Here is a 20256-nt window from a genome sequence, read left to right as displayed (position 1 = left end):
ATGCTCCTAAATTTTCAGCCTGTTTTTTTATTTATTTTTAACATTTCTTTTAAGGCTGGGGTTATGGTTATATTAATTCTTATGCTGAAATTCTTCCTTAAAGATCGCTTGCCAGCTTCTTGGAATTACTACTTATGGCTCCTTCTTATACTCCGTTTGCTTCTTCCCGATTCTTTGGGAAGTCAACTTAGTGTTTTTAACTATGTGGATATAAACCCGCATGGGGCAGTGACCTTACAACCGAGTAGTTTACAGCCGGACACTACAATGATGATCTCCAGTAACAACATGGATGTTAATATTAATGATACAAACATCGGCAGTTTACAGAGCTTCGATAGTCATTCAAGAAAAAGCAATTTTTATTTATGGAGCTGGTTTTCTTTTATCTGGGCTGCCGGAGTAATCTTGATGAGTATTGCTATATACAGGGCAAACAGAAAGTTTGCTATAGCTTTGAAAAATGATTCTACACCATGTATGAATCCATCACTGCTGGAACAATTGGAAACATGCAAACAAATAATAGGGATTAATCGTAGAATTCCATTGTTGACCACGAACACCGTTTGTGTACCGTCTTTATATGGATTCTGGAAACCCAGAATACTTATTCCGCAGAAGGGATTTGAAAATGTCCCCACTAAGGAATGGAAGCATGTTTTTCTGCATGAGCTTGCCCATCTTAAACGTAAGGACATAGGGATAAATTGGATAGTTACTATATTGGTTGTTATTCACTGGTTTAATCCGCTTTTATGGTTAGCCCTTAGGAAAATGCGTGAAGATCAGGAAATCGCAAGTGATTACTTAGCAATATCCAGAATGAACAAACAACAAAGTCAAGAGTATGCGGCTGTGTTAATTAAATGGATGGAATATTTTCAAAAAGCTCCCCTAACCGTTCACTCTGTGAGCATGATAGACAACAAAAGATATTTAAAAAGGAGAATTCAAATGATTATCAAAAAACGGGTTTCATATAAATGGTCACTAGTTGGGATGCTAGCCCTTGCTCTTCTAGCTGCTGTATCTTTAACTAGTGCAAAAGCGGAGGAAGAGGCGAAGTCAGAAGATGTTCAGGTCAAAGAAGTGGTTACTCAAACTTTTGAAGCACTGCGGCATTTTCAAGATGCAGATACTTTTTTATCTCATACAATTGATGTTAGATACAGCAAGCCGGAGGCTAACAAGCTGGCTGTATCTATTTTTGCGAACAAAGAGCTTAACCCCAATACATTAATTGATTTCAAAATTGAGAAGATAGAGAAGTTAAATGTAGGTGAGTATAAAGCATATCTTACGAAGACATACAGTGATCTAGGCAAACTTCCGATTTATGGAGTACCGGTTGTCAAAAGTGATGGTGAATGGCGAGTCGTTATTGAAAATATCGAGTTTGTTCCTAACCAATTCTGGTTAAGAAACAAGGATACTCTAACTAATTCGGATAAAGTTGAAGTTCTAGCGGTGAACGAAAATGCAGCTGTTATTAAAAGAAAGTAACCAACAGTCGTCGCCTTGATCATCTGGTCAGGGCGCCTTTTTTTATATGGACCTATCTTATTCTACGTTGAGCTGAAAGCCGGACGCTCTTTTACTTTGAAATAAAAGAATGCGGATGAAAGATCGTTGGTTCTGTACCTATATATCAGATGAGGTTTTTCTATAACAGGTTCCGATTGTCCGAGATAGATTAAACGCAATTGAGTGCCTTTGAATTTACCTAAATTTATATTAGGCGATCTACGCTTATGGGCATGCTTCCTCAGGGTGACTTCTCTTAAGCTGATTCATCTCTCCTCACCGTCCAAACGCATAATTTCTTCCTTTTCGACCCATATTACAGGAAGGAATTGGGCCGGGTGGCTACAAAGGAGTGTGGATCTATGGATACCGTCGTGATGGCGCGGGCGCTGTTCGGCACGTCAATGGCGTTTCATATTATTTTTGCGACTCTCGGGGTCGGGGTTCCGATGATGATCGTGTTTGCGGAAATTATGTATCATGTCAAAAAAGACCGGGATTACGTGGTGCTCGCCAGAAGGTGGACGAAAGCTTCGGGTATTCTGCTCGGCGTAGGCATCCCGTCGGGAACGATCGTCGGCGTGATGCTCTCTCTGCTCTGGCCGGGCTTCATGCGGATCGTCGGCCAGGTGATCGCCCTGCCGTTTCAGATCGAAATGTGGGCCTTTTTCTTCGAGGCCCTCTTTATGTCGATCTATTTGTACGCGGCCGACCGGCTGCCTCCGATCGCCCGGATCGTCAGCGTCATCTTCGTGGCGATCGGGGCAAGCGCCTCGGCGGTGATGATCACGGATGCGCACGCGTTTATGAACACGCCGCGGGGGTTCACCATCAACGCGAACGGAGACTTCGTCGACATCCGTCCGTGGGAGGCCGTGTTCAACCCGAGCTTTGGGTCGACGGCCCTGCACGTGCTGTCAACCGCGTATATGACGGGAGCCTTCGCCGTGGCTTCGGTAGCGGCCTATAAGCTGCTGAAGGCGCGCAAAGCTCCCCGCGAAGCGGATTACCACCGCAAGGGGCTTTTCCTCGCGCTCATCTTCGGCGGCATCATGACGGCCTTCACGGCGGTCAACGGACATGCGACGGCCCAGATGCTGCATCATCACATCCCCGAAAAGCTCGCCGCCGCCGAAGGACTGTTCGAGACGCAGTCTCACGCTCCGCTTGCCATTTTCGGCAAAGTCGACGAAGAGACGCAGTCCATCAAGGGCGCGATCGAGCTGCCGGGCTTTCTCAGCCTGCTGGCAGGCAACCGTTTCGACACGGTGGTCCGGGGTCTCAACGAATTTCCGCGGGAAAACTGGCCGCCGCTGTACATTCACACCCTCTTTAACCTGATGGTGTTCATCGGCATGTTCCTGCTTGCGCTGGCCTTCCTGGGCCTGCTCATCCGCATCTGGTTCAAAAAGCCCTACCCGCGCTGGCTGCTGACCGTCCTTGTCGCTTCGGGGCCGCTCTCCATGCTGGGCATCGAGATCGGCTGGATCTTCAGCTGCACGGGCCGGCAGCCCTGGACGGTTTACCACGTACAGCGCACCAGCGAAGCCGCCCTGCAGTCCCAGGGCATCGGAACCCTGTTCGTGATGTTCATATCCGTCTACGCATTCCTGCTTGTCGTGACATCCATCGTCATGCACGTCTACTTCAAGCGGCATCCCGTCTCGGAAGCGCTCGGACTCGCCGGCGCCAACGGAGACCAGACCCAGGCCGCCAAGGGGGCGATTACATGAGCGACGTAACTTTGGCGGTCAGCGTACTGTGGGTATTCCTGTTCACGTATTCGATTCTCGGCTCCATCGACTTCGGCGCGGGGTTCTGGGCGATGTACTTCAGCGGTCAGCATCATACGAAGGCGGGGGCCCTCGCGAACCGGTATTTGTCGCCGACGTGGGAAGTGACGAACGTGTTTCTCGTCCTGTTCGTCGTGGCGCTTGCGGGTTTCTTCCCGAAGGCGACCCACATGCTGGGCGCGGCCCTGCTCGTGCCGGTCTCGCTCGTTCTTCTGCTGCTGCTCATCCGCAGCACGTTCATGGTTTACGCCTATTCCGTGGCTAAGCACGGCCGCCTGCTGCGGATCGTTTCCGGGATAACGGGCCTCCTTATTCCGGGACTTCTGGTCAGCGTGCTGCCGATCACGCTGGGGGGATTCGTCACCGTTGAAGACGGCGTGCCGGTCCTTCACCTCGGTGATCTGTTCACCAGTTTGACGGAGTACGCGCATCTCGGCTTCGGGCTGTCGACCGAGCTGTTCATGTCCGCGCTCTTCCTGGCGGACTACTCCCGCGAGGCGGGGGACGAGGAGACGTACCGCGATTACCGCAGGCTTGCGATTATCTGGGGGCCGATTAACCTTCTGATGGCCCTGCTCACCGTGAGCACTTTTTCCGAGCATGCGCCGTGGATGGTGGAGGGCTTCAAGCGTTATGCCCCCTGGTTTGGCCTTTCCGTGGCTGCCTTTATCGCGGCCTACATTTTGCTCCTAAAAAGAAGGCCGGACGGCCGCAGCGGTTACCCGCGGGCTTCGATCATCACGGTCATCATCCAGTACGGACTGGCGAGCTATGCGTATTTTTCCGCCCACATGCCTTACCTGGTATATCCTCACTTAACGTTCGACGAAGGGATTACGAACCCGACGATGTTCCGTTCGCTTTTTATCGGGTATATCGCCAGCTCGGCTATTCTGGTCCCGGTGTTTTATTTGTTCTGGAGACTTTTTCTCAAGGACAAGCGTTACCTTCAAAAGGAATAAAGCGCAGAAGGCCTCTTCCGGCTCAAGCGAATCCGGATGCGAATCGAAGTATGGCGCGAAGCCGGTCGGACCCTGCGGAGGCCTTTGTTCCAGTTTGGTTATAACGATTTTCTCCGGCTTGTTCGGGTTGACATTCCTTTCCAACGGGTGATACAATCACACCTAGTTGACGCGAAAGCGCAGAAAAATGACCGGAGAAGAAAGGGTGGTATCGATGTTTAGAATGTTGCCTGTGCATGGACTGCATCCGCATGCGATGAATATGGGAACAGCTGAATATTCGGTACACCCGTTAAACCGAACATCGGGATAGCGGCGTTCAGACGCCCGCATTTTCCCGAACAAGGGCTGCCAGCAGCCGGTTTAATGAAGCGCAGGCTTTGCCGCGTTTTTTGAGGACGTACCGTTTGTTTGTTGAACGGTGCGTCCTTTTTTCGTGGTCCCGTAAGGAGACCGCCCTCATTTTTCTACATAGAAACGAACACGGAGACGGAGAAAAAGAGCGTTTTTCGTGGATTAAGAAAGAAGGTGACCTGTTTGTTCAGTATTTTGCAGAAGCTGGGCTGGTTTTTCAAAAAGCATTGGATCCGCTACACCGTAGCGATTACGCTGCTGATCGTGGCCGGTATCGCGGAAATCATTCCTCCCAAGATTCTCGGTTACGCGGTCGACGAGATCCATATGGGCTCGATTACGGCGGACCGGCTGTTCTCCATGATCGCGTGGACGCTGGGGATTACGGCTATTATTTATTTGATGACCTATGTTTGGATGTACCAGCTGTTCGGAGGCGCTTTTCTGGTAGAACGCGTGCTGCGTTCGAGATTTATGCGGCATCTGCTGAAGATGACTCCGACCTTTTTCGAAAAGTACCGGACGGGCGATCTGATGGCCCGCGCCACCAATGATCTCCGGTCCGTCTCCGCTACGGCGGGCTTCGGTATTTTGACGCTGGTCGATTCCAGCGCGTTTATGCTCGTGATTCTTTTTACGATGGGCGTTACGATCTCCTGGAAGCTTACGTTTGCGGCCCTGCTGCCGCTTCCGTTCATCGCGCTGGCCATGAAGTTTTACGGCAAAACGATTCACGAACGGTACACGATCGCTCAGGATGCCTTCGGTCAGATGAACGACCAGGTGCTGGAAGCGACGGCGGGCGTCCGGGTTCTGCGGGCATACGTCCAGGAAGCCAACGAGCAGGAACGCTTCCGCGAGCTGACGGAGGATGTGTACAACAAAAATATCGCGGTCGCCAAAATCGACGCTTTGTTCGATCCGACCATCAAGCTGCTCGTCGGCGCGAGTTATTTGATCGGCCTGGGCTATGGCGCGTATCTCGTGTTTCAGACCGAGCTTACGCTCGGGCAGTTCCTGTCCTTTAACATTTACCTCGGAATGCTGATCTGGCCGATGTTCGCGATAGGCGAGCTCATCAACATCATGCAGCGGGGCAACGCTTCTCTGGACCGGGTCAACGAAACGCTGGGCTACCGGCCCGATGTGCAGGATGTCCCGCAGCCGGAGGGAGATGCGAAGCCGGGAACGATCGGCTTCCGGGAAGCCGCGTTCAAATACCCGTCCTCCGGTACTCCCAATCTGGAGGACATTAACTTCACGCTGCGCCAAGGGGAGACCCTCGGCGTGGTCGGCCGGACCGGCAGCGGGAAATCCACGCTGCTCAAGCAGCTGCTGCGGCAGTACCCGGCCGGCGGCGGCTCGATCACCATCGACGGCGTGCCCATCCAGCAGATTCCGCTGGAGAAGCTGCAGTCGTGGATCGGCTATGTGCCGCAGGAGCAGATTCTGTTCTCCAAGACCGTGCGGGAGAACATCAAGTTCGGCAAGTCCGACGCCAGCGAGGATGAAGTGCTGCAGGCAATCGAGCGGGCGGCTTTCACGCAGGACATCGGGACGCTGGCGAACGGGCTCGACACGCTTGTCGGGGAGAAGGGCGTAGCCCTGTCCGGCGGCCAGAAGCAGCGCGTCTCGCTGGCGAGGGCCTTGATCGCCGACCCGGAAATCCTGCTGCTCGATGATGCGATGTCGGCCGTCGATGCACGGACCGAAGCGAGAATCATCGAGAATATCCGGCGGGAGCGTGCCGGCAAAACGACGCTCATCTCCACGCATCGGCTGTCCGCCATCGAGCACGCGGACCGGATCCTCGTCCTCGACGAAGGCCGGATTGTCGAAGCGGGAACCCACGAAGAGCTGCTGGCGCTGGGCGGCTGGTACAAGGAGCAGTACGAGCGTCAGCAGGTCGAATCCAATCTGACGGAAGCGGGGTGATCGGCCTTGCACACAGGCAAACGTTTGGTGCAGTACGCACTTCATCATAAAAAATTGTTTATTCTTGCCCTTCTTATGCTTACGGTCGCGGTAGCGGCGGAGCTGTCGGGTCCTTTTATCGCCAAGCGGATGATCGATACGCATATTCTCGGGATCGAGCAGCCCTGGTACAAAATCCGGCAGGAAGCCGGCAGTGCCGGAAATGCCGGCGCTAACGGGGAGAGCGGAGACACCGTAACCTACGGAGGCGGCGTCTACAAACGCGGAGACCGTTTCGCGGAAGGCGAAGCGCGCGGTGACGAAGCGAGGCTGCTTCAGGTCGGCACACGGTTTGTTTTCGTTAACGGGCCGATCGCTTTCGACGGCCAGCGGTCCTGGCAGGACGGCAAGCTGACGGTCACGCGAGGCGGAGAGAACGCCGTATACGAGGCGAAGGCGCTGACCAAAGGCGAGCTGTACGTCTTTTACCGGCCGGAACTGGACAAATTAATCCGGCTCGCCCTGCTTTATCTCGGGCTGCTGGCCGTAGCGGCTGTCTTCACTTTCGGGGAACGGTATATGCTCCAGGTTTCCGCGAACCGCGTGATCCAGAAGCTGCGGCTGGATGTGTACGGGCAGATTCAACGCCTGCCCATCCATTATTTCGATAATCTTCCGGCCGGAAAAGTCGTATCCAGAGTGACCAACGATACGGAAGCCGTCCGCGACTTGTTCGTGACGGTTCTGGCGAACTTTTTCACCGGTTTCGTTTATATCACGGGAATCTTTATCGCCTTGTTCCTTCTGGATGTGAAGCTGGGCGCGATCTGTCTTCTGATCGTCCCGCTGCTGGTCGTCTGGATCATCGTGTACCGCAAATACGCTTCGCGGTATAACAAAATCATCCGTTCGCGCTTAAGTGACATTAACGGAATGATCAATGAAGCGATCCAGGGGATGACGATCATCCGTGCGTTCCGCCGCCAGAAAGAGACGATGGAAGAGTTTGAAACGCTCAACGAGGATTACCTCAAACACCAGCAGAAGCTGCAAAGCTTGAACGCCTTCACCTCCCACAACCTGGTCGGGGTGCTGCGGAACATCTCTTTCGCGCTGCTGCTCTGGCATTTCGGGGGCGCCGCAATGGTGTCAGGAGCCGAATCCGTCATCTCCTTCGGGGTGCTGTATGCCTTCATCGACTACTTGAACAGACTCTTCCAGCCGATCACGGGAATCGTGAATCAGCTTGCGACGCTCGACCAATCCATCATTTCGGCGGGGCGCGTATTCGAGTTGATGGATGAGCCCGGCGAAGACGTGGCCGAGGGCCGTCTGCCCCGCTACAAAGGCAACGTCAGCTTTGAGCAGGTTTCCTTTGCTTACAAGGAAGATTATGTGCTCAAGAACATCTCCTTCGAGGCGAAGCAGGGTCAGACAGTGGCACTGGTGGGTCATACCGGTTCGGGCAAAAGCTCCATTATGAATCTGTTGTTCCGGTTCTATGATCCGCAAAAAGGAACGATCCGGGTGGACGGCCAGGATATCACGGCCATGCCCAAGCAGCTTCTGCGCCAGCACATGGGAATCGTGCTGCAGGACCCGTTCCTCTTCACGGGTACGATCGCGAGCAATGTCAGCCTCGGAGACGGCACGATTTCGCGGGAGAAGGCGGATGCGGCCCTTCGCGATGTCGGCGGCGAGCGCATATTCGCCAACCTGCCGGGTGGCTTCGACGAACCTGTGCTTGAAAAAGGGAGCACGCTCTCCGCAGGCCAGCGGCAGCTGATCTCGTTCGCGCGTGCGCTTGCTTTCGATCCGGCGATTTTGATCCTGGACGAAGCGACAGCCAACATCGATACGGAGACGGAAGCCGTGATTCAGGCCGCGCTCGATGTCGTCAAGAAAGGACGGACCACTTTCATTATCGCGCACCGGTTGTCTACGATCCGCAGCGCGGATCTGATTCTGGTCCTGCACCGCGGAGAGATTGTGGAGCGGGGGAATCACGAAGAGCTGCTGGAGCTTGGCGGCAGGTACTCCCAGATGTACCGCCTGCAGCAGGGAGGCGGCGCTGCGCCGGCCGGCGTCACAACCGGAGGGATCGCGGCTTCTACATAAAAGCCGCCAAGACCGAGGAGGCCCCGCCCGCTGCCGATATCCGTCCGGTTTACGCGGCAGAACATCCCGCGCTATGGTTCGTGACTGCGCGAAGCTTGCCGCGGATTTTCGGGGGAGGGCTACCTTTCTTCACTATTATCTGTCGGGCCCGGATAAGTCCGGGTCCTTTTTTTAGAAAATTTGAGGTATAATTAGGTAGAAAGAGGGCGGACGCATGAAACGCGAAGACGTCTTCATACGTAAATTAAAGGAAAGGTCACAGAATTCCGGGTAAAACAGCTTGCATGATTCGCGGACTGCTCCCGCGTTTATGTAGGGTTGTCCGGCCCGAGAACTGCACCCATCCGGGTGGAAAATCATATTGGACGGGCGTTTTCATTCATACGCCGCAGTCCTGCGAAAAGAGGGATTTATCGTGAGTTCGGAAACGAAACGCGTTTTGAATGTGGTTCAGCTAATTGTGGAAATCGGAATTATTATCGGTTACGTTGTCGGCCTTATCCCGTTCGGATTCTTATGGTCCGGCGGTTGGGTGGTGCCTCTCGTATTCGTGAGCGCCGTGATCGGCCTGATCAACGGCAACCGGACACTGCTTCCGGCTGTCGTCAATATCGTGCTGGCGTTCCTCAGCTTCATCCCGCTCGTCGGTTATGTCACGAGAATCGTCGGTCTGCTGGTGTCCGCGTACAACATTTCCCTGATCAGACGCGATCAGTACTAAGCTTAGCCCCCTTCTGGGACGCTTAAGCGCCGTGCACGAAAGAAAACCCGTAAATCTTAACGATTTACGGGTTTTTTCTGTTGGGGGAAGAAGAGGACCTTCGGGGCTTTTCCGCACCGCGAGAAGCTCCCAGCGCGCGGTGCTCGGCGTCACATGACGGTGGTCAACCACTAACCCCGCTGCTCCTCCCCTATTGAATTCCTTCGGATTAAAATGTCCGAGCCTTTTCCTGTGCGCTTTTGATGGCGTCTTGTTTAATCTGCTCGGCGCGGTCGGGGAACTGAGCCATGCCTTCCACATAAAGCGTTTCGAAAGACGGTATGCCGAAGAAAGACATGATCGTTTTCAAATACGGGCTTCCGAAATCCGAGCCGGCTGTCGGGCCTTCCGAATAGACGCCGCCGCATGCGTAGATGTGCAGCGCTTTTTTGCCGGTAAGCAGGCCGACCGCTCCGTTCTCCGTATATTTGAACGTTTTGCCCGCCGTGCAGATCGTATCGATATAGGCTTTCATAAGGGGAGGAAAGGAGAAGTTCCACATCGGTGTGACGAAAACATATTTGTCGCCTGCCACAAACTGATCCGTCAGTTCGCCGAAACGCGTCACTTTTTTCTTTTCTTCTTCCGAAAGCTGGTCAAAGGAGCTGCCCGAGCGCAGCTTGCCCCAGCCGCTGAAGACGTCCGTATCGATTTGCGGAATGTACGCCTTGTACAAGTCCAGGGTCACGATATCGTCTCCGGGATGATTTTCGCGGTAAGCGTCGAGAAACGCTTTGCCGACGGCCATGCTGTAAGAAGTCCGGTCGTCATGCGGGTGTGCCGTAATATAGAGAAGCGTAGACATGAAGGAACCCTCCTAGCGGATATGCGGTAGATTTGTCGGTTTGAGGCGTCCGATTCCGAACGCTTCTGCCGCTCACCATACGGGGATAATATCTGCCTCCCGCCGAGGGGGTATGCCTGCCAAATTCGCACAGCCTTTCATTCGGAGGTACGACCCGGAAGCTCTGGGGTAAAAAGCTTAAGCACGGGAAACCTGAAGAAGAGGTGAGAAGCTTGGAAGTTCGCATCGGCTATGTATCGCAGGCGTTGGCTATTTATCACAATACACCGAGCTCCACATTTACGTATAAACGGTTCAAAGAAGAGCCTTACGATGAATCGCTGGAAAAGGCGGTCGAGGTGGGACGCCGCAATCTGGAAGCTACGCGCAGAATTCTTTATTATAATGCGGCGCACGGAATCCGCCTGTACCGGCTCAGTTCTTCGCTGATTCCGCTCGCGACCCATCCCGATGTCCATATCGGAGTCAAAGAGGCGTACGGGGAGGAGCTTGCCGAGCTGGGAGCTTTTGCCCGCCGCCACGATATCCGGTTGTCCATGCATCCCAACCAGTTTACCCTGTTGAACGGTTCGGACGCGGTAGTGGATGCCGCGCTGCGCGATCTGGAGTATCATGCGGACATACTCGATGGCATGGGAACGGGCGGCGACTGCATCATTAATATCCATGTGGGAGGAGCCTACGGGGACAAGAAGGCTTCGGCCGAACGTCTCATTTCGAACCTGCCGCGGGTTCCCGAGCGTATTTTGCAGAGGCTCACTTTGGAAAATGACGATAAAACCTACACGGCCGAAGAAACGCTGTCCGTATGCCGGCGGGCCGGGGTTCCGATGATGTTCGATCTTCATCACGACTGGTGCAATCCCTCTTCCCGGTCCGGCATCAGACTGCTTCCGCAAATAGCGGAGACATGGAAGGGCCGCCCGATGAAAGTTCATGTTTCCTCGCCGAAGAACGATAAAGACTTCCGCTCCCATGCCGATTATGTGGAAGCGGGACCGCTGCTTGTTTTTCTGAAAGCGTGCAAGGAGGAAGGGATGGACCGGCTGGACGTGATGGTGGAGGCCAAACGCAAAGATTTCGCCTGTCTGAAACTTGCCGAAGATCTTTCGTCAGTCAGGGGGATCAAGCGGCTGGACGGCGGCATTTTATCGATGTGAAGAGTGAAGAAAACGGCGCTTGGCCCTGCCGCAAACCGCAGAGAAATGACAAAAAAGTAACAGGTTGCGGAATGGGAGATTCTTCCGCAACCTTTGCCCGGATTTGTCCGTCTCAGATGGTGAGAACTGGAATCCAGTATGTTCCATTCCACCTATTCGAAGGAGGCAGGTCCGTTTGAAAATTATTCTGAAAGCAGGTACGGCGGTGGTCACTTCCGCACTGCTGTTCGGCACGGTTACGCCGGTTATGGCGAGCAAGGCGGTTACGGGGGCGTCCGCGACTGTTGCGAATCCGGTTTCGGATCAAGGGAAAGAGCAGGTCGACATTTCCCGGGAAGAGGTAAAAATAACCAAAGAGCAGGCTGTCGAGCTGGCTAAAAAATACGTTGCCCTGCCGGAAGGCTTCTCTTTGCAGGGGGCTAATTTAAGCGTGTCCCGCGGCTTCGGCGGCAAGCCTGCTAAAGCCTGGAATTTGAATTTCAGCCATAAAGAGAAGAAAGACTATTATTCTTATTTGTCCTATAGCCTGGATGCGGATTCCGGCGCTTTGCTCGGATACAATTTCAGCAGCAAGAATCCCGACAGCAAGCCCGTTTACCCGCCGAAAACAAGCTTGGATCAAGCTAAAACCATCGCATCCGATTACATAGCAAAATTAAGTCCCGAACTTCAAAAGCAGGTAAAATACAACGACCTGCGCGAATCTTCACGCAAAACACCGCTGACCGTATACGAAGATTACCGCTTTAGTTTCGAAAGAGTGGTGGACGGGGTTCCGTTCCCTCAAAACAATATCACGGTGGCCGTAGACAGCGAAGGCCGTCTCTCCGATTACCGTGTGTATTGGGATAAAGACGCGGCTTTCGATAAAAAGGAAGGCGTCATCACTCCGGAGCAGGCTGACAAGGCATTCCACAATCAAGCGGAACCGGTGCTTCAATACCTCATTCCTTACCAGTCGAAGGAGCTCAAACCGGCGATTTCCTACAGCATGGCGGCGCTTCAGATTGACGCCAAAACAGGCAAGCCGCTGTATGAGAGCAAAGCTCCCGCCGCCGTCAAGGCACTGACCGAACAGCCTCAGAGTACGGGAACAGCGGTGACGACGAAGGAAGCGGCGCTTAAACGGGCCCAGCAGACTGGTGAAAATCCCGGCGGATGCCAAGCTTGAAGAAGCGAACTATGGTGAATACGAGAACGAATCCACGAAACAGACGGAAGCTAACTGGAATTTCCACTGGGCGCTTCCTGGTTTAGACGGAGCGAAGGATAACAGAGGTTACGTGTCTTTGGCTATCGACGCCAAAACCGGTGAACTGACGAACTTCTCCTATTACGACTATAGTTCCGGCCGTACGGTTAAGCCGGAGGAAATTAAAGTTTCTTTTGAAGAAGCGAAAGGGAAGGCGGTTGATTTCGTCAAGAAAACGACCCCTTCCTATACACATCAGCTTGTACTGGAAACGACGGAAGCTCCCAAAACGGACGGCAAAATCGTCGGGATCGACCAGGATAACACGTATACCTTCCTGTTTTCCCGTTTTATTGACGGAGTTCGGGTAGAGAACGACAATATCCATGTAGCCGTGGACAAACGTACGGGCGAAGTCCAGAACAGCTACATCAATATAAGCAAGCTGGCGTTCCCGGCCAAGAAACCGGCCGTTCTGGACAAAGACAAGGCGAAAGAGCTTCTGCTCTCCCAATATCAGCTTCGTCTCGTTTACCAGAGCGTCGGCATCGAGGGCCAAATTCCGCCGGGAATTCCTATTGAGCGCTACAATGTTCTCGTAGCTTCCGGCAAATATCCGGTGGACAGCCAGAATCAGAAGGCACAGCTTGTATATACGCTGGAGAACAAATACGAAAATTCCGCTTATTTCCTTGATGCGGAGAGCGGCAAATGGCGCAGCCGGGATAACGGCGAAGTCATTTCTCTGGAGCCGGTGAAAGTGGACGATATCGCCGGCCACTGGGCGCAAAACGAGCTTCAGCTGATGCTTGATTATCAAGCCCTTGAAGTGAAGGACGGCAAGGTCAAGCCGGACCAGTCCATCAAGCGCGGAGAGCTTATCAAGATGCTCGTCATCGCCGACAGCGGCGGCGGGTATTATCCGGCGGGGGCGATGGACGGCCGCAGCAATTCGTTCAAGGACGTAGAGAAAAGCAGCGCGTACTTCTCCTACGTGGAAACGGCTCTGGACCGCAAATGGATCGACCGTACGTCCGACGAGTTCAATCCGGACCAGCCGATCACCCGTGAGGAAATGGCTTCTTTGATCGTCCGGGCACTGAACTACAAGAAGCTGACGGAGTTCGATAACGTCTTTAACCGCAACTTTGCGGATGCTTCCGAGCTGAAAAACATCGGGAACGCCGCAATCGTGACCGGAATGGGCATCATGAGCGCGGACGGCGGCAAGTTCAGTCCGAAGCTGGAAGTGACACGCGCTCAGGCGGCGACAGCATTCTACCGTTATTTACAGAAGCGTTAACCTTCGTTGTGCACAACCGAATAAAAATTTAAGGGACTGCCGGGTTCGGCAGTCTTTTTTTTGGGAAAAAAGGAGAGTAGGCAGGAGACCTCCGTAACTTGAGAATTGAGCCGGCTTTATTTGCTCAGGGAGATTCGCAGGGTTACCCTTATGTAAGGAGTCACTGTTTTTACAGCACATATCAGACGACAGACAGGAGTGAAAATGGTGAGAGGGATTATCCGGTATTCTCTGAACAATAAGCTGGTTATTTGGCTGTTGACGATTCTTGTTACGGCTGCTGGTATTTACGCGGGTCTCAGTATGAAGCAGGAGACGCTGCCGAATCTGGAAGTTCCCGTGCTAACGGTCACGACGGTCTATCCGGGGGCCGCGCCGGAAGAGGTGGCCGACCGGATTACAGGCCCTCTTGAGCAGAAAGTCAGGAGCCTGGACGGTGTAGACGTGGTCAGTTCGACATCCATGGAAAACGTCTCTTCTATCGTAATGGAATATTCCTACAAGAAGGATATGGATAAGGCAGCCTCCGAAGTAAAAGAAGCGGTTGCCGATTTTGTGCTTCCCGGCGGGGCGCAGGAAACGAAAGTATCCAAAATCAATATAAATGCATTTCCGGTCGTATCGCTAAGCGTGGCGGGAGACAAACAGTCGCTGGACGAGCTGACCTGGCAGATCGAAAGCGATCTGATTCCGGCGCTGGAAGGCATTCCGGGGGCGGCAAGCGTGGAGATCTCCGGTCAGCATCAGCAGGAAGTCCGTCTGACCTTTGACCGGGACAAGCTGAGGACCTACGGGCTGAGCGAGGATACGGTCAAAGGAATCATCCAGGGGGCGGCTGTCCAGGTCCCTCTCGGCCTCTACGAAGTAGGCCGGACGGAGAAAACCCTCGTCGTAGACGGCAACGTAAAGAGCCTGGACGACCTGCGGAATCTTGAGATTCCGCTCGTTCCCGGCGGAGCCGGTCCGGCCAGGGCCGCAGGCGCGGCTGGCACCGGTGCGGCAGCCGGGGGCAAAGCCGGTGCGGGTGGAGCACCCGGAGCCGCCGGCGGCAGTGCGGCGGGCGGTGCAGCGCCCGGCACAGGGGCAGCCGCCCCAAGCAGCGCCGCAGGCGCCGGCAGGGCGGGAGGCGCCGCGGCTCCGGCGGCGGGAGCGTCCGGTCTGCCGACCGTGAAGCTTGCCGAGCTGGCGGGAATCGAGCTGGCCGACCGGGCCGATTCCATCTCCCGCACGAACGGCAAGGAGTCCATCGGCATCCAGGTCGTGAAGGCGCCGGACGCGAACACGGTGGACGTTGTGAACGCCGTCAAGGACAAGGCTGCGGAGTTCCGGCAGGCGAACAGCGGCGTGGAGACCGTGATCATGCTCGATCAGGGCAAACCGATTGAGGATTCGGTCAACACGATGCTGAGCAAGGCCGTATTCGGCGCTTTGTTCGCCGTGCTGATCATCATGCTGTTCCTGCGCAACTGGCGGACGACGCTGATTTCCATCGTCTCGATCCCGCTGTCGCTGCTCATCGGCATCCTGCTGCTGCAGCAGATGGACATCACGCTGAACATCATGACGCTGGGGGCGATGACTGTCGCTATCGGCCGTGTCGTTGACGATTCCATTGTTGTCATCGAAAATATTTACCGGCGGATGTCCAGTCCGTCCGAGCCTCTGCGAGGCAAAGCCCTCATCCGCGAAGCGACGCGGGAGATGTTTATGCCCATCCTTTCGTCGACCATTGTGACGATTGCGGTCTTCCTTCCGCTGGGCTTCGTGAGCGGTCCCGTCGGGCAGCTGTTCCTGCCCTTCGCCCTGACGATGGTATTCGCGCTCCTTGCTTCGCTGCTCGTCGCGATCACCATCGTGCCGATGCTCGGGCATTCCATGTTCCGCCGCAGGCTGGAGAAGATGGGACCGGCTCCGGTTCCCGCTTATGCGGAGGGGGACGTGCCCGGTATCCTTCCGCATGGCATGGACCCGGCCGAATCGATCCGGCTGCGCGTCCGCGGCAAAGGCCAAAGCCGCCGCGGCCACGACGAGACCGGCCGCCTGGGGCGTTTTTACAGGCGGGCCCTGGATGCGACGCTGAATCATAAACTCATCGCCTTCGGCACGGCTATTCTCCTGTTGGCGGGAAGCCTGCTGCTGGCTTCACGGGTAGGTGTCAGCTTTCTTCCGGAGGAAGAGCAGAAATACGTCATGGTGACCTACACGCCTGCCCCGGGAGAGACGCTGGACGAAGTGAAGCGGAAGGCGCTGGAAGCGGAGAAGTATGTGCTGGCGCGCAGCGGCGTCCTTAATCTGCAGTACTCGGTGGGCGGTCAGAATCCCATGTCTCCCGGGCCGTCCAAGTCCGCTCTTTTTTATGTGGAATACGATCCTGAATTCGCCGGTTTTACGGCTGAGAAACAGAGGCTGATCCAGGGACTGACGGATACCGTTCCGGGCAGCTGGAAGCCGATGGATATGGGGGGCGGCGTGGGGGGCAGCAAACTGAGCCTCTACGTTTACGGAGAAAAGCTGGACGAAATCCGTGCGGCCGCGGATAAAATCCAGGCTCTGATGAAGAACCGTCCGGAATTCGATAAAGTGGGTTCCAGCCTCTCGGAATCGTACGGCCAGTACACGATCGTCGCCGACCCGGCCAAGCTGAGCAAGCTGGGGTTAACGGCCGGCCAGATCGCCATGGCTTTCAGCCAGGAACGCGAGCGTCCCGTTCTGACCAAGGTCGGCGTGGAAGGCAAAGAGGTCGAAGTTTACGTACAAGCGGATAAAAAAACGTACGCGGACCTATCCGCGATCGAAAACACTACCGTCGCGTCTCCGCTCGGCGTGGAAGTTCCGCTGAAGGACGTAGCCAAAATAGAGGAGGGCCGGTCGCCCAATGCGGTTACCCACCGGGATACGAAGCTGTATGCCGAGGTTTCGGCCGATATTACTTCCAAGGATGTGGGCGCGGCCTCGACGGAGTTGAAGAACGAGATCGGCAAACTCGGCCTCCCCGCTTCCGTCCGTGTCGATTTCGGCGGAGTAACGGAACAGATCAACGAGACCTTTTCGCAGCTCGGTCTGGCTATGATCGCGGCCGTCGCTATCGTGTATCTCGTGCTCGTCATGTTCTTCGGCGGAGCGCTGACTCCGTTCGCGATCCTGTTCTCGCTGCCTTTCACGATCATCGGCGCGATTGTCGCCCTTTTGGTGACGGGAGAGACCTTGAGCGTGTCGGCCATGATGGGGGCGCTCATGCTGATCGGTATCGTCGTCACGAATGCCATCGTCCTGCTGGACAGGGTCATTCATAACGAAAAGACCGGCATGAGAACGCGCGAGGCGCTTCTTGAGGCGGCCGCCACACGGCTGCGGCCTATCCTGATGACGGCTCTCGCCACCGTCGGCGCCCTTCTGCCGCTGGCTTTCGGATTCGAAAGCGGCGGTCTGATTTCCAAAGGCCTCGCCGTTACCGTGATCGGCGGCCTGATCTCGTCGACGCTGCTGACCCTGATCATCGTGCCCGTCGTCTACGAATTCCTGGCGAAGTTCAGGCGCAGGCGCCCGGCATCCGAGCTGGAGGATTAGGCGTCGCAACGGTATCCGGCATTATCCGCCCGGCGTCATGGTGGTGCCCGTCGCCTTCCCGCATCTGAAACTGAAACCTGTTTCCCGGATAACCGGGAGGCGGGTTTCTTTATTTTTCCGCGGAGACACGCGCGTAAACTCCGACTTGTGCTACAATAATCGGAATACCTTTATCACAACTCACATCGGAAAGGAAGTCCTGTCTTGAGCAATCCGAGCACTGTCACAGTTGAAGAAATCATACGCGCCAACCATGCGCTAAGCCGGGTGATCGAGCCTTCGCCGCTTCAGCGCAGCGAGCTTCTGTCCAGGCAGTACGACTGCAATATTTATTTGAAAAGGGAGGACCTTCAGGTCGTCCGCTCTTTTAAAATACGGGGTGCCTACAACGTCATTCAAAGTTTGACGGAGGAGGAACGGAGCCGGGGCGTCGTATGCGCCAGCGCGGGCAATCATGCCCAGGGATTCGCCTATTCCTGCAACCATCTGGGGATCGAGGGCAAAATTTTTATGCCGACTACGACTCCGCGCCAGAAAATCTCCCAGGTCAAAATGTTCGGCGGCCCCTACGTGGAAGTGGTCCTGATCGGCGATACGTTCGACGATTCGTCCACCCAGGCCCGTATTTACTGCGAACGCGAGAATAAAGTATTCATTCACCCGTTCGATGATCCGCGGACGATTGCCGGCCAGGGAACGGTCGGTCTGGAAGTGCTGAATCAGATGCCGGTGTCGCCTGACTTCATCTTCACCTCCATCGGAGGCGGAGGACTCGCCGCGGGTGTCGGCGCTTACGTCAAATCCGTATCCCCGGAAACCGCCGTGATCGGCGTGGAGCCGGAAGGAGCCGCAGGCATGCAGCGCTCCATGGAGGCGGGACGGGTCGTGACGCTGGAGACGGTGGACAAGTTCGTCGACGGGGCGGCGGTCAAACAGGTAGGCGAAATGACCTTCGAGATCTGCCGGCGCGTGGTGGATGATATCGTGCTGGTGCCGGAAGGCAAGGAATGCACGACGATTCTTGATCTGTACAACAATAATGCCATCGTCATCGAGCCCGCGGGAGCTTTGCCCGTAGCGGCACTGGATGCTTACCGCACCCAAATTGTGGGTAAAAACGTGGTATGTGTGATCAGCGGCGGGAACAACGATATCGACCGGATGCAGGAGATTAAGGAGCGTTCTCTCATTTATGAAGGGCTCAAGCATTACTTCCTTGTCAACTTCCCGCAGAGGGCCGGAGCGCTCCGTGAATTTCTGGAAGAAGTGCTTGGACCGACCGACGACATCACGAGATTCGAGTATATGAAAAAAAACAACCGGGACAATGCGCCTGCCCTGGTAGGTATCGAGCTGAAAAACAAGGATGATTACGAAGGCCTCATCTCGAGATTATCCAAAAAAGATATTAATTATGTCGAAATTAATAACAACCCCACTCTGTTTAATCTGCTGATTTAACCGCTGAAAAGAGCCGTCCCTTATGGGGTGCGCGACTCTTTAGCCGCCTGGCTTGGCAGCGTTTTCTCGGTGACAAAAAATTTTAATTAACCACAGTATATTTAGTTGTGGATTTTGGATTACCCAACATGTATAATCGGTTACGCGGTATAATTAACCTAGTCCTCTCGACATATTTTTACAATTCGTATCCAATACTATTGATGCAGGGATTAGGCTACAAAAACCAAACAGGGGGTTTTACTTTTATGAAGAAATTTTTCAAGCTGTCGCTGGTCATGATGCTGGCATTCACGCTTGTACTCGCAGGCTGCGGCAAGAAGGCCGACAACGGCGCAGCGCCTAGCGACGGCAATGCGGCCGGCGGCGAGAAGAAGTCCGATGTTAAAATCGGCATGGTAACTGACGTTGGCGGCGTAAACGATAAGTCCTTCAACCAATCCGCTTGGGAAGCGCTTGAGAAGCTGAAGAAAGACACAGGCATCTCCACAAAGTACCTGCAAAGTAAAGCGGATTCCGATTACGTTCCGAACCTGAATCAATTTGTACAAGGTAAATACAACCTGACTTGGGGCATCGGCTTCGTTATCGCGGACGCTATGAAAACCGTAGCTCAGCAAAACCCGACGGCTAACTTCGCTATCATCGATAACGTGGTGGAAGCTCCGAACGTTCAGTCCATCACTTTTGCCGAAAACGAAGGTTCTTTCCTGGTCGGCGTAGTAGCTGCAAAAATGACGAAATCCAATAAAATCGGTTTTGTCGGCGGTATGGACATTCCGGTTATCAAACGTTTCGAAGCAGGTTTCAAAGCGGGCGTTGCGGCTGTAAATCCGGACGCTAAAGTCCTGATCAACTACACGGGCGCATTCGATAAGCCGGACCTTGGCAAAGCGGCGGCCGCTACTATGTACAACGACGGCGCGGACATCATTTTCCACTCCTCCGGAGCAACAGGAAACGGTGTATTCAACGAAGCGAACGACCGCATCAAGCAAGGCAAAAAAGTATGGGTTATCGGCGTAGACAAAGACCAATCCCTGGAGTTCGGCGATCAAGTAACTCTGACTTCCATGGTTAAAGGCGTTGAAGAAGCCGTAACGAAGTACTCCAAAATGGTTGTTGACGGCAACTTCAAGCCGGGCGCTCCTGTAACGCTTGGTCTGAAAGACAACGGCGTAGGCCTTGCTTCCACTTCCAGCAAGAACGTTCCTGCGGATGTACTGAAGCTTGCGGACGAGTATAAAGAGAAAATTATCAAAGGCGAAATCAAAGTACCTGAGCAATAGATTTCGTTTAGGCTGCACCCTTTTTACCATGTACCATGACGCGTGTTTATG

Annotated in this window: 13 protein-coding genes; 12 read left to right on the top strand and 1 reads right to left on the bottom strand. The window is 54.4% G+C overall.

The genetic code is table 11. The features are described from left to right. The 6 genes from ABC395_RS24895 (at position 1) to ABC395_RS24870 (ending at position 9389) form a co-directional block, all read left to right on the top strand. Complete coding sequence (locus tag ABC395_RS24895; protein ID WP_413006400.1) at positions 1-1506, top strand: M56 family metallopeptidase; 1506 nt, start codon at positions 1-3, stop codon at positions 1504-1506. 383 nt (positions 1507-1889) lie between these two features. Then, positions 1890-3260, top strand: a complete 1371-nt coding sequence (locus tag ABC395_RS24890) for a cytochrome ubiquinol oxidase subunit I (protein ID WP_413006399.1) — start codon at positions 1890-1892, stop codon at positions 3258-3260. Then, positions 3257-4282: a cytochrome d ubiquinol oxidase subunit II gene (locus tag ABC395_RS24885; RefSeq protein WP_413006398.1), complete on the top strand. Its 1026-nt coding sequence runs from the start codon at positions 3257-3259 to the stop codon at positions 4280-4282. The genes ABC395_RS24890 and ABC395_RS24885 overlap by 4 nt, the downstream gene beginning before the upstream one ends. A 537-nt stretch (positions 4283-4819) precedes the next feature. Further along, complete coding sequence (locus ABC395_RS24880; RefSeq protein WP_413006397.1) at positions 4820-6571, top strand: ABC transporter ATP-binding protein; 1752 nt, start codon at positions 4820-4822, stop codon at positions 6569-6571. Positions 6572-6577: 6 nt separating this feature from the next. After that, entirely contained in the window at positions 6578-8668 is a 2091-nt protein-coding gene (locus tag ABC395_RS24875; RefSeq protein WP_413006396.1) for an ABC transporter ATP-binding protein, read from the top strand. Positions 8669-9083: 415 nt separating this feature from the next. Then, complete coding sequence (locus tag ABC395_RS24870; protein ID WP_103995629.1) at positions 9084-9389, top strand: hypothetical protein; 306 nt, start codon at positions 9084-9086, stop codon at positions 9387-9389. A gap of 208 nt (positions 9390-9597) precedes the next feature. Here the strand turns inward: ABC395_RS24870 and ABC395_RS24865 are convergent, their stop codons facing one another. After that, the gene (locus ABC395_RS24865) at positions 9598-10233 is read right to left on the bottom strand and encodes an FMN-dependent NADH-azoreductase (RefSeq protein ID WP_413006395.1); all 636 of its coding nucleotides are present in this window, start codon (positions 10231-10233) and stop codon (positions 9598-9600) included. A gap of 212 nt (positions 10234-10445) precedes the next feature. Between ABC395_RS24865 and uvsE the strand changes: the two genes are divergently transcribed. From uvsE to ABC395_RS24835, 6 genes are all read left to right on the top strand, one after another. Then, positions 10446-11393: a UV DNA damage repair endonuclease UvsE gene (gene uvsE, locus ABC395_RS24860; RefSeq protein ID WP_413006394.1), complete on the top strand. Its 948-nt coding sequence runs from the start codon at positions 10446-10448 to the stop codon at positions 11391-11393. A gap of 175 nt (positions 11394-11568) precedes the next feature. Continuing rightward, positions 11569-12564 (top strand): YcdB/YcdC domain-containing protein, encoded by a 996-nt coding sequence (locus tag ABC395_RS24855; RefSeq protein ID WP_413006393.1) that lies wholly within the window; start codon positions 11569-11571, stop codon positions 12562-12564. After that, positions 12536-13888, top strand: coding sequence for an S-layer homology domain-containing protein (locus ABC395_RS24850; RefSeq protein ID WP_413006392.1), 1353 nt, complete (start codon positions 12536-12538; stop codon positions 13886-13888). Before ABC395_RS24855 ends, ABC395_RS24850 begins: the two co-directional genes overlap by 29 nt. Before the next feature lie 207 nt (positions 13889-14095). Further along, entirely contained in the window at positions 14096-17455 is a 3360-nt protein-coding gene (locus ABC395_RS24845) for an efflux RND transporter permease subunit (protein WP_413006801.1), read from the top strand. 204 nt (positions 17456-17659) lie between these two features. Then, positions 17660-18916 (top strand): threonine ammonia-lyase IlvA, encoded by a 1257-nt coding sequence (gene ilvA, locus ABC395_RS24840; protein WP_413006391.1) that lies wholly within the window; start codon positions 17660-17662, stop codon positions 18914-18916. A gap of 248 nt (positions 18917-19164) precedes the next feature. After that, on the top strand, positions 19165-20205 hold the full coding sequence (locus ABC395_RS24835) for a BMP family ABC transporter substrate-binding protein (RefSeq protein ID WP_103995635.1): 1041 nt from the start codon (positions 19165-19167) through the stop codon (positions 20203-20205). The last annotated feature ends 51 nt before the right edge of the window (positions 20206-20256 follow it).

This window comes from Paenibacillus canaveralius (genome assembly GCF_047238265.1).
GTDB lineage: Bacteria > Bacillota > Bacilli > Paenibacillales > NBRC-103111 > Paenibacillus_F.
Note: the sequence above shows the minus strand (reverse complement) of the source record. Positions and strands in the feature narration are given on the sequence as shown.

Bases quoted from the DNA above. Each gene is read 5' to 3' on its own strand.
- ABC395_RS24885 (WP_413006398.1), top strand. From the start codon at position 3,257: ATGAGCGACGTAACTTTGGCGGTCAGCGTACTGTGGGTATTCCTGTTC.
- ABC395_RS24865 (WP_413006395.1), bottom strand. From the start codon at position 10,233: ATGTCTACGCTTCTCTATATTACGGCACACCCGCATGACGACCGGACT.
- ABC395_RS24835 (WP_103995635.1), top strand. From the start codon at position 19,165: ATGAAGAAATTTTTCAAGCTGTCGCTGGTCATGATGCTGGCATTCACG.
- ABC395_RS24890 (WP_413006399.1), top strand. From the start codon at position 1,890: ATGGATACCGTCGTGATGGCGCGGGCGCTGTTCGGCACGTCAATGGCG.
- ABC395_RS24895 (WP_413006400.1), top strand. From the start codon at position 1: ATGCTCCTAAATTTTCAGCCTGTTTTTTTATTTATTTTTAACATTTCT.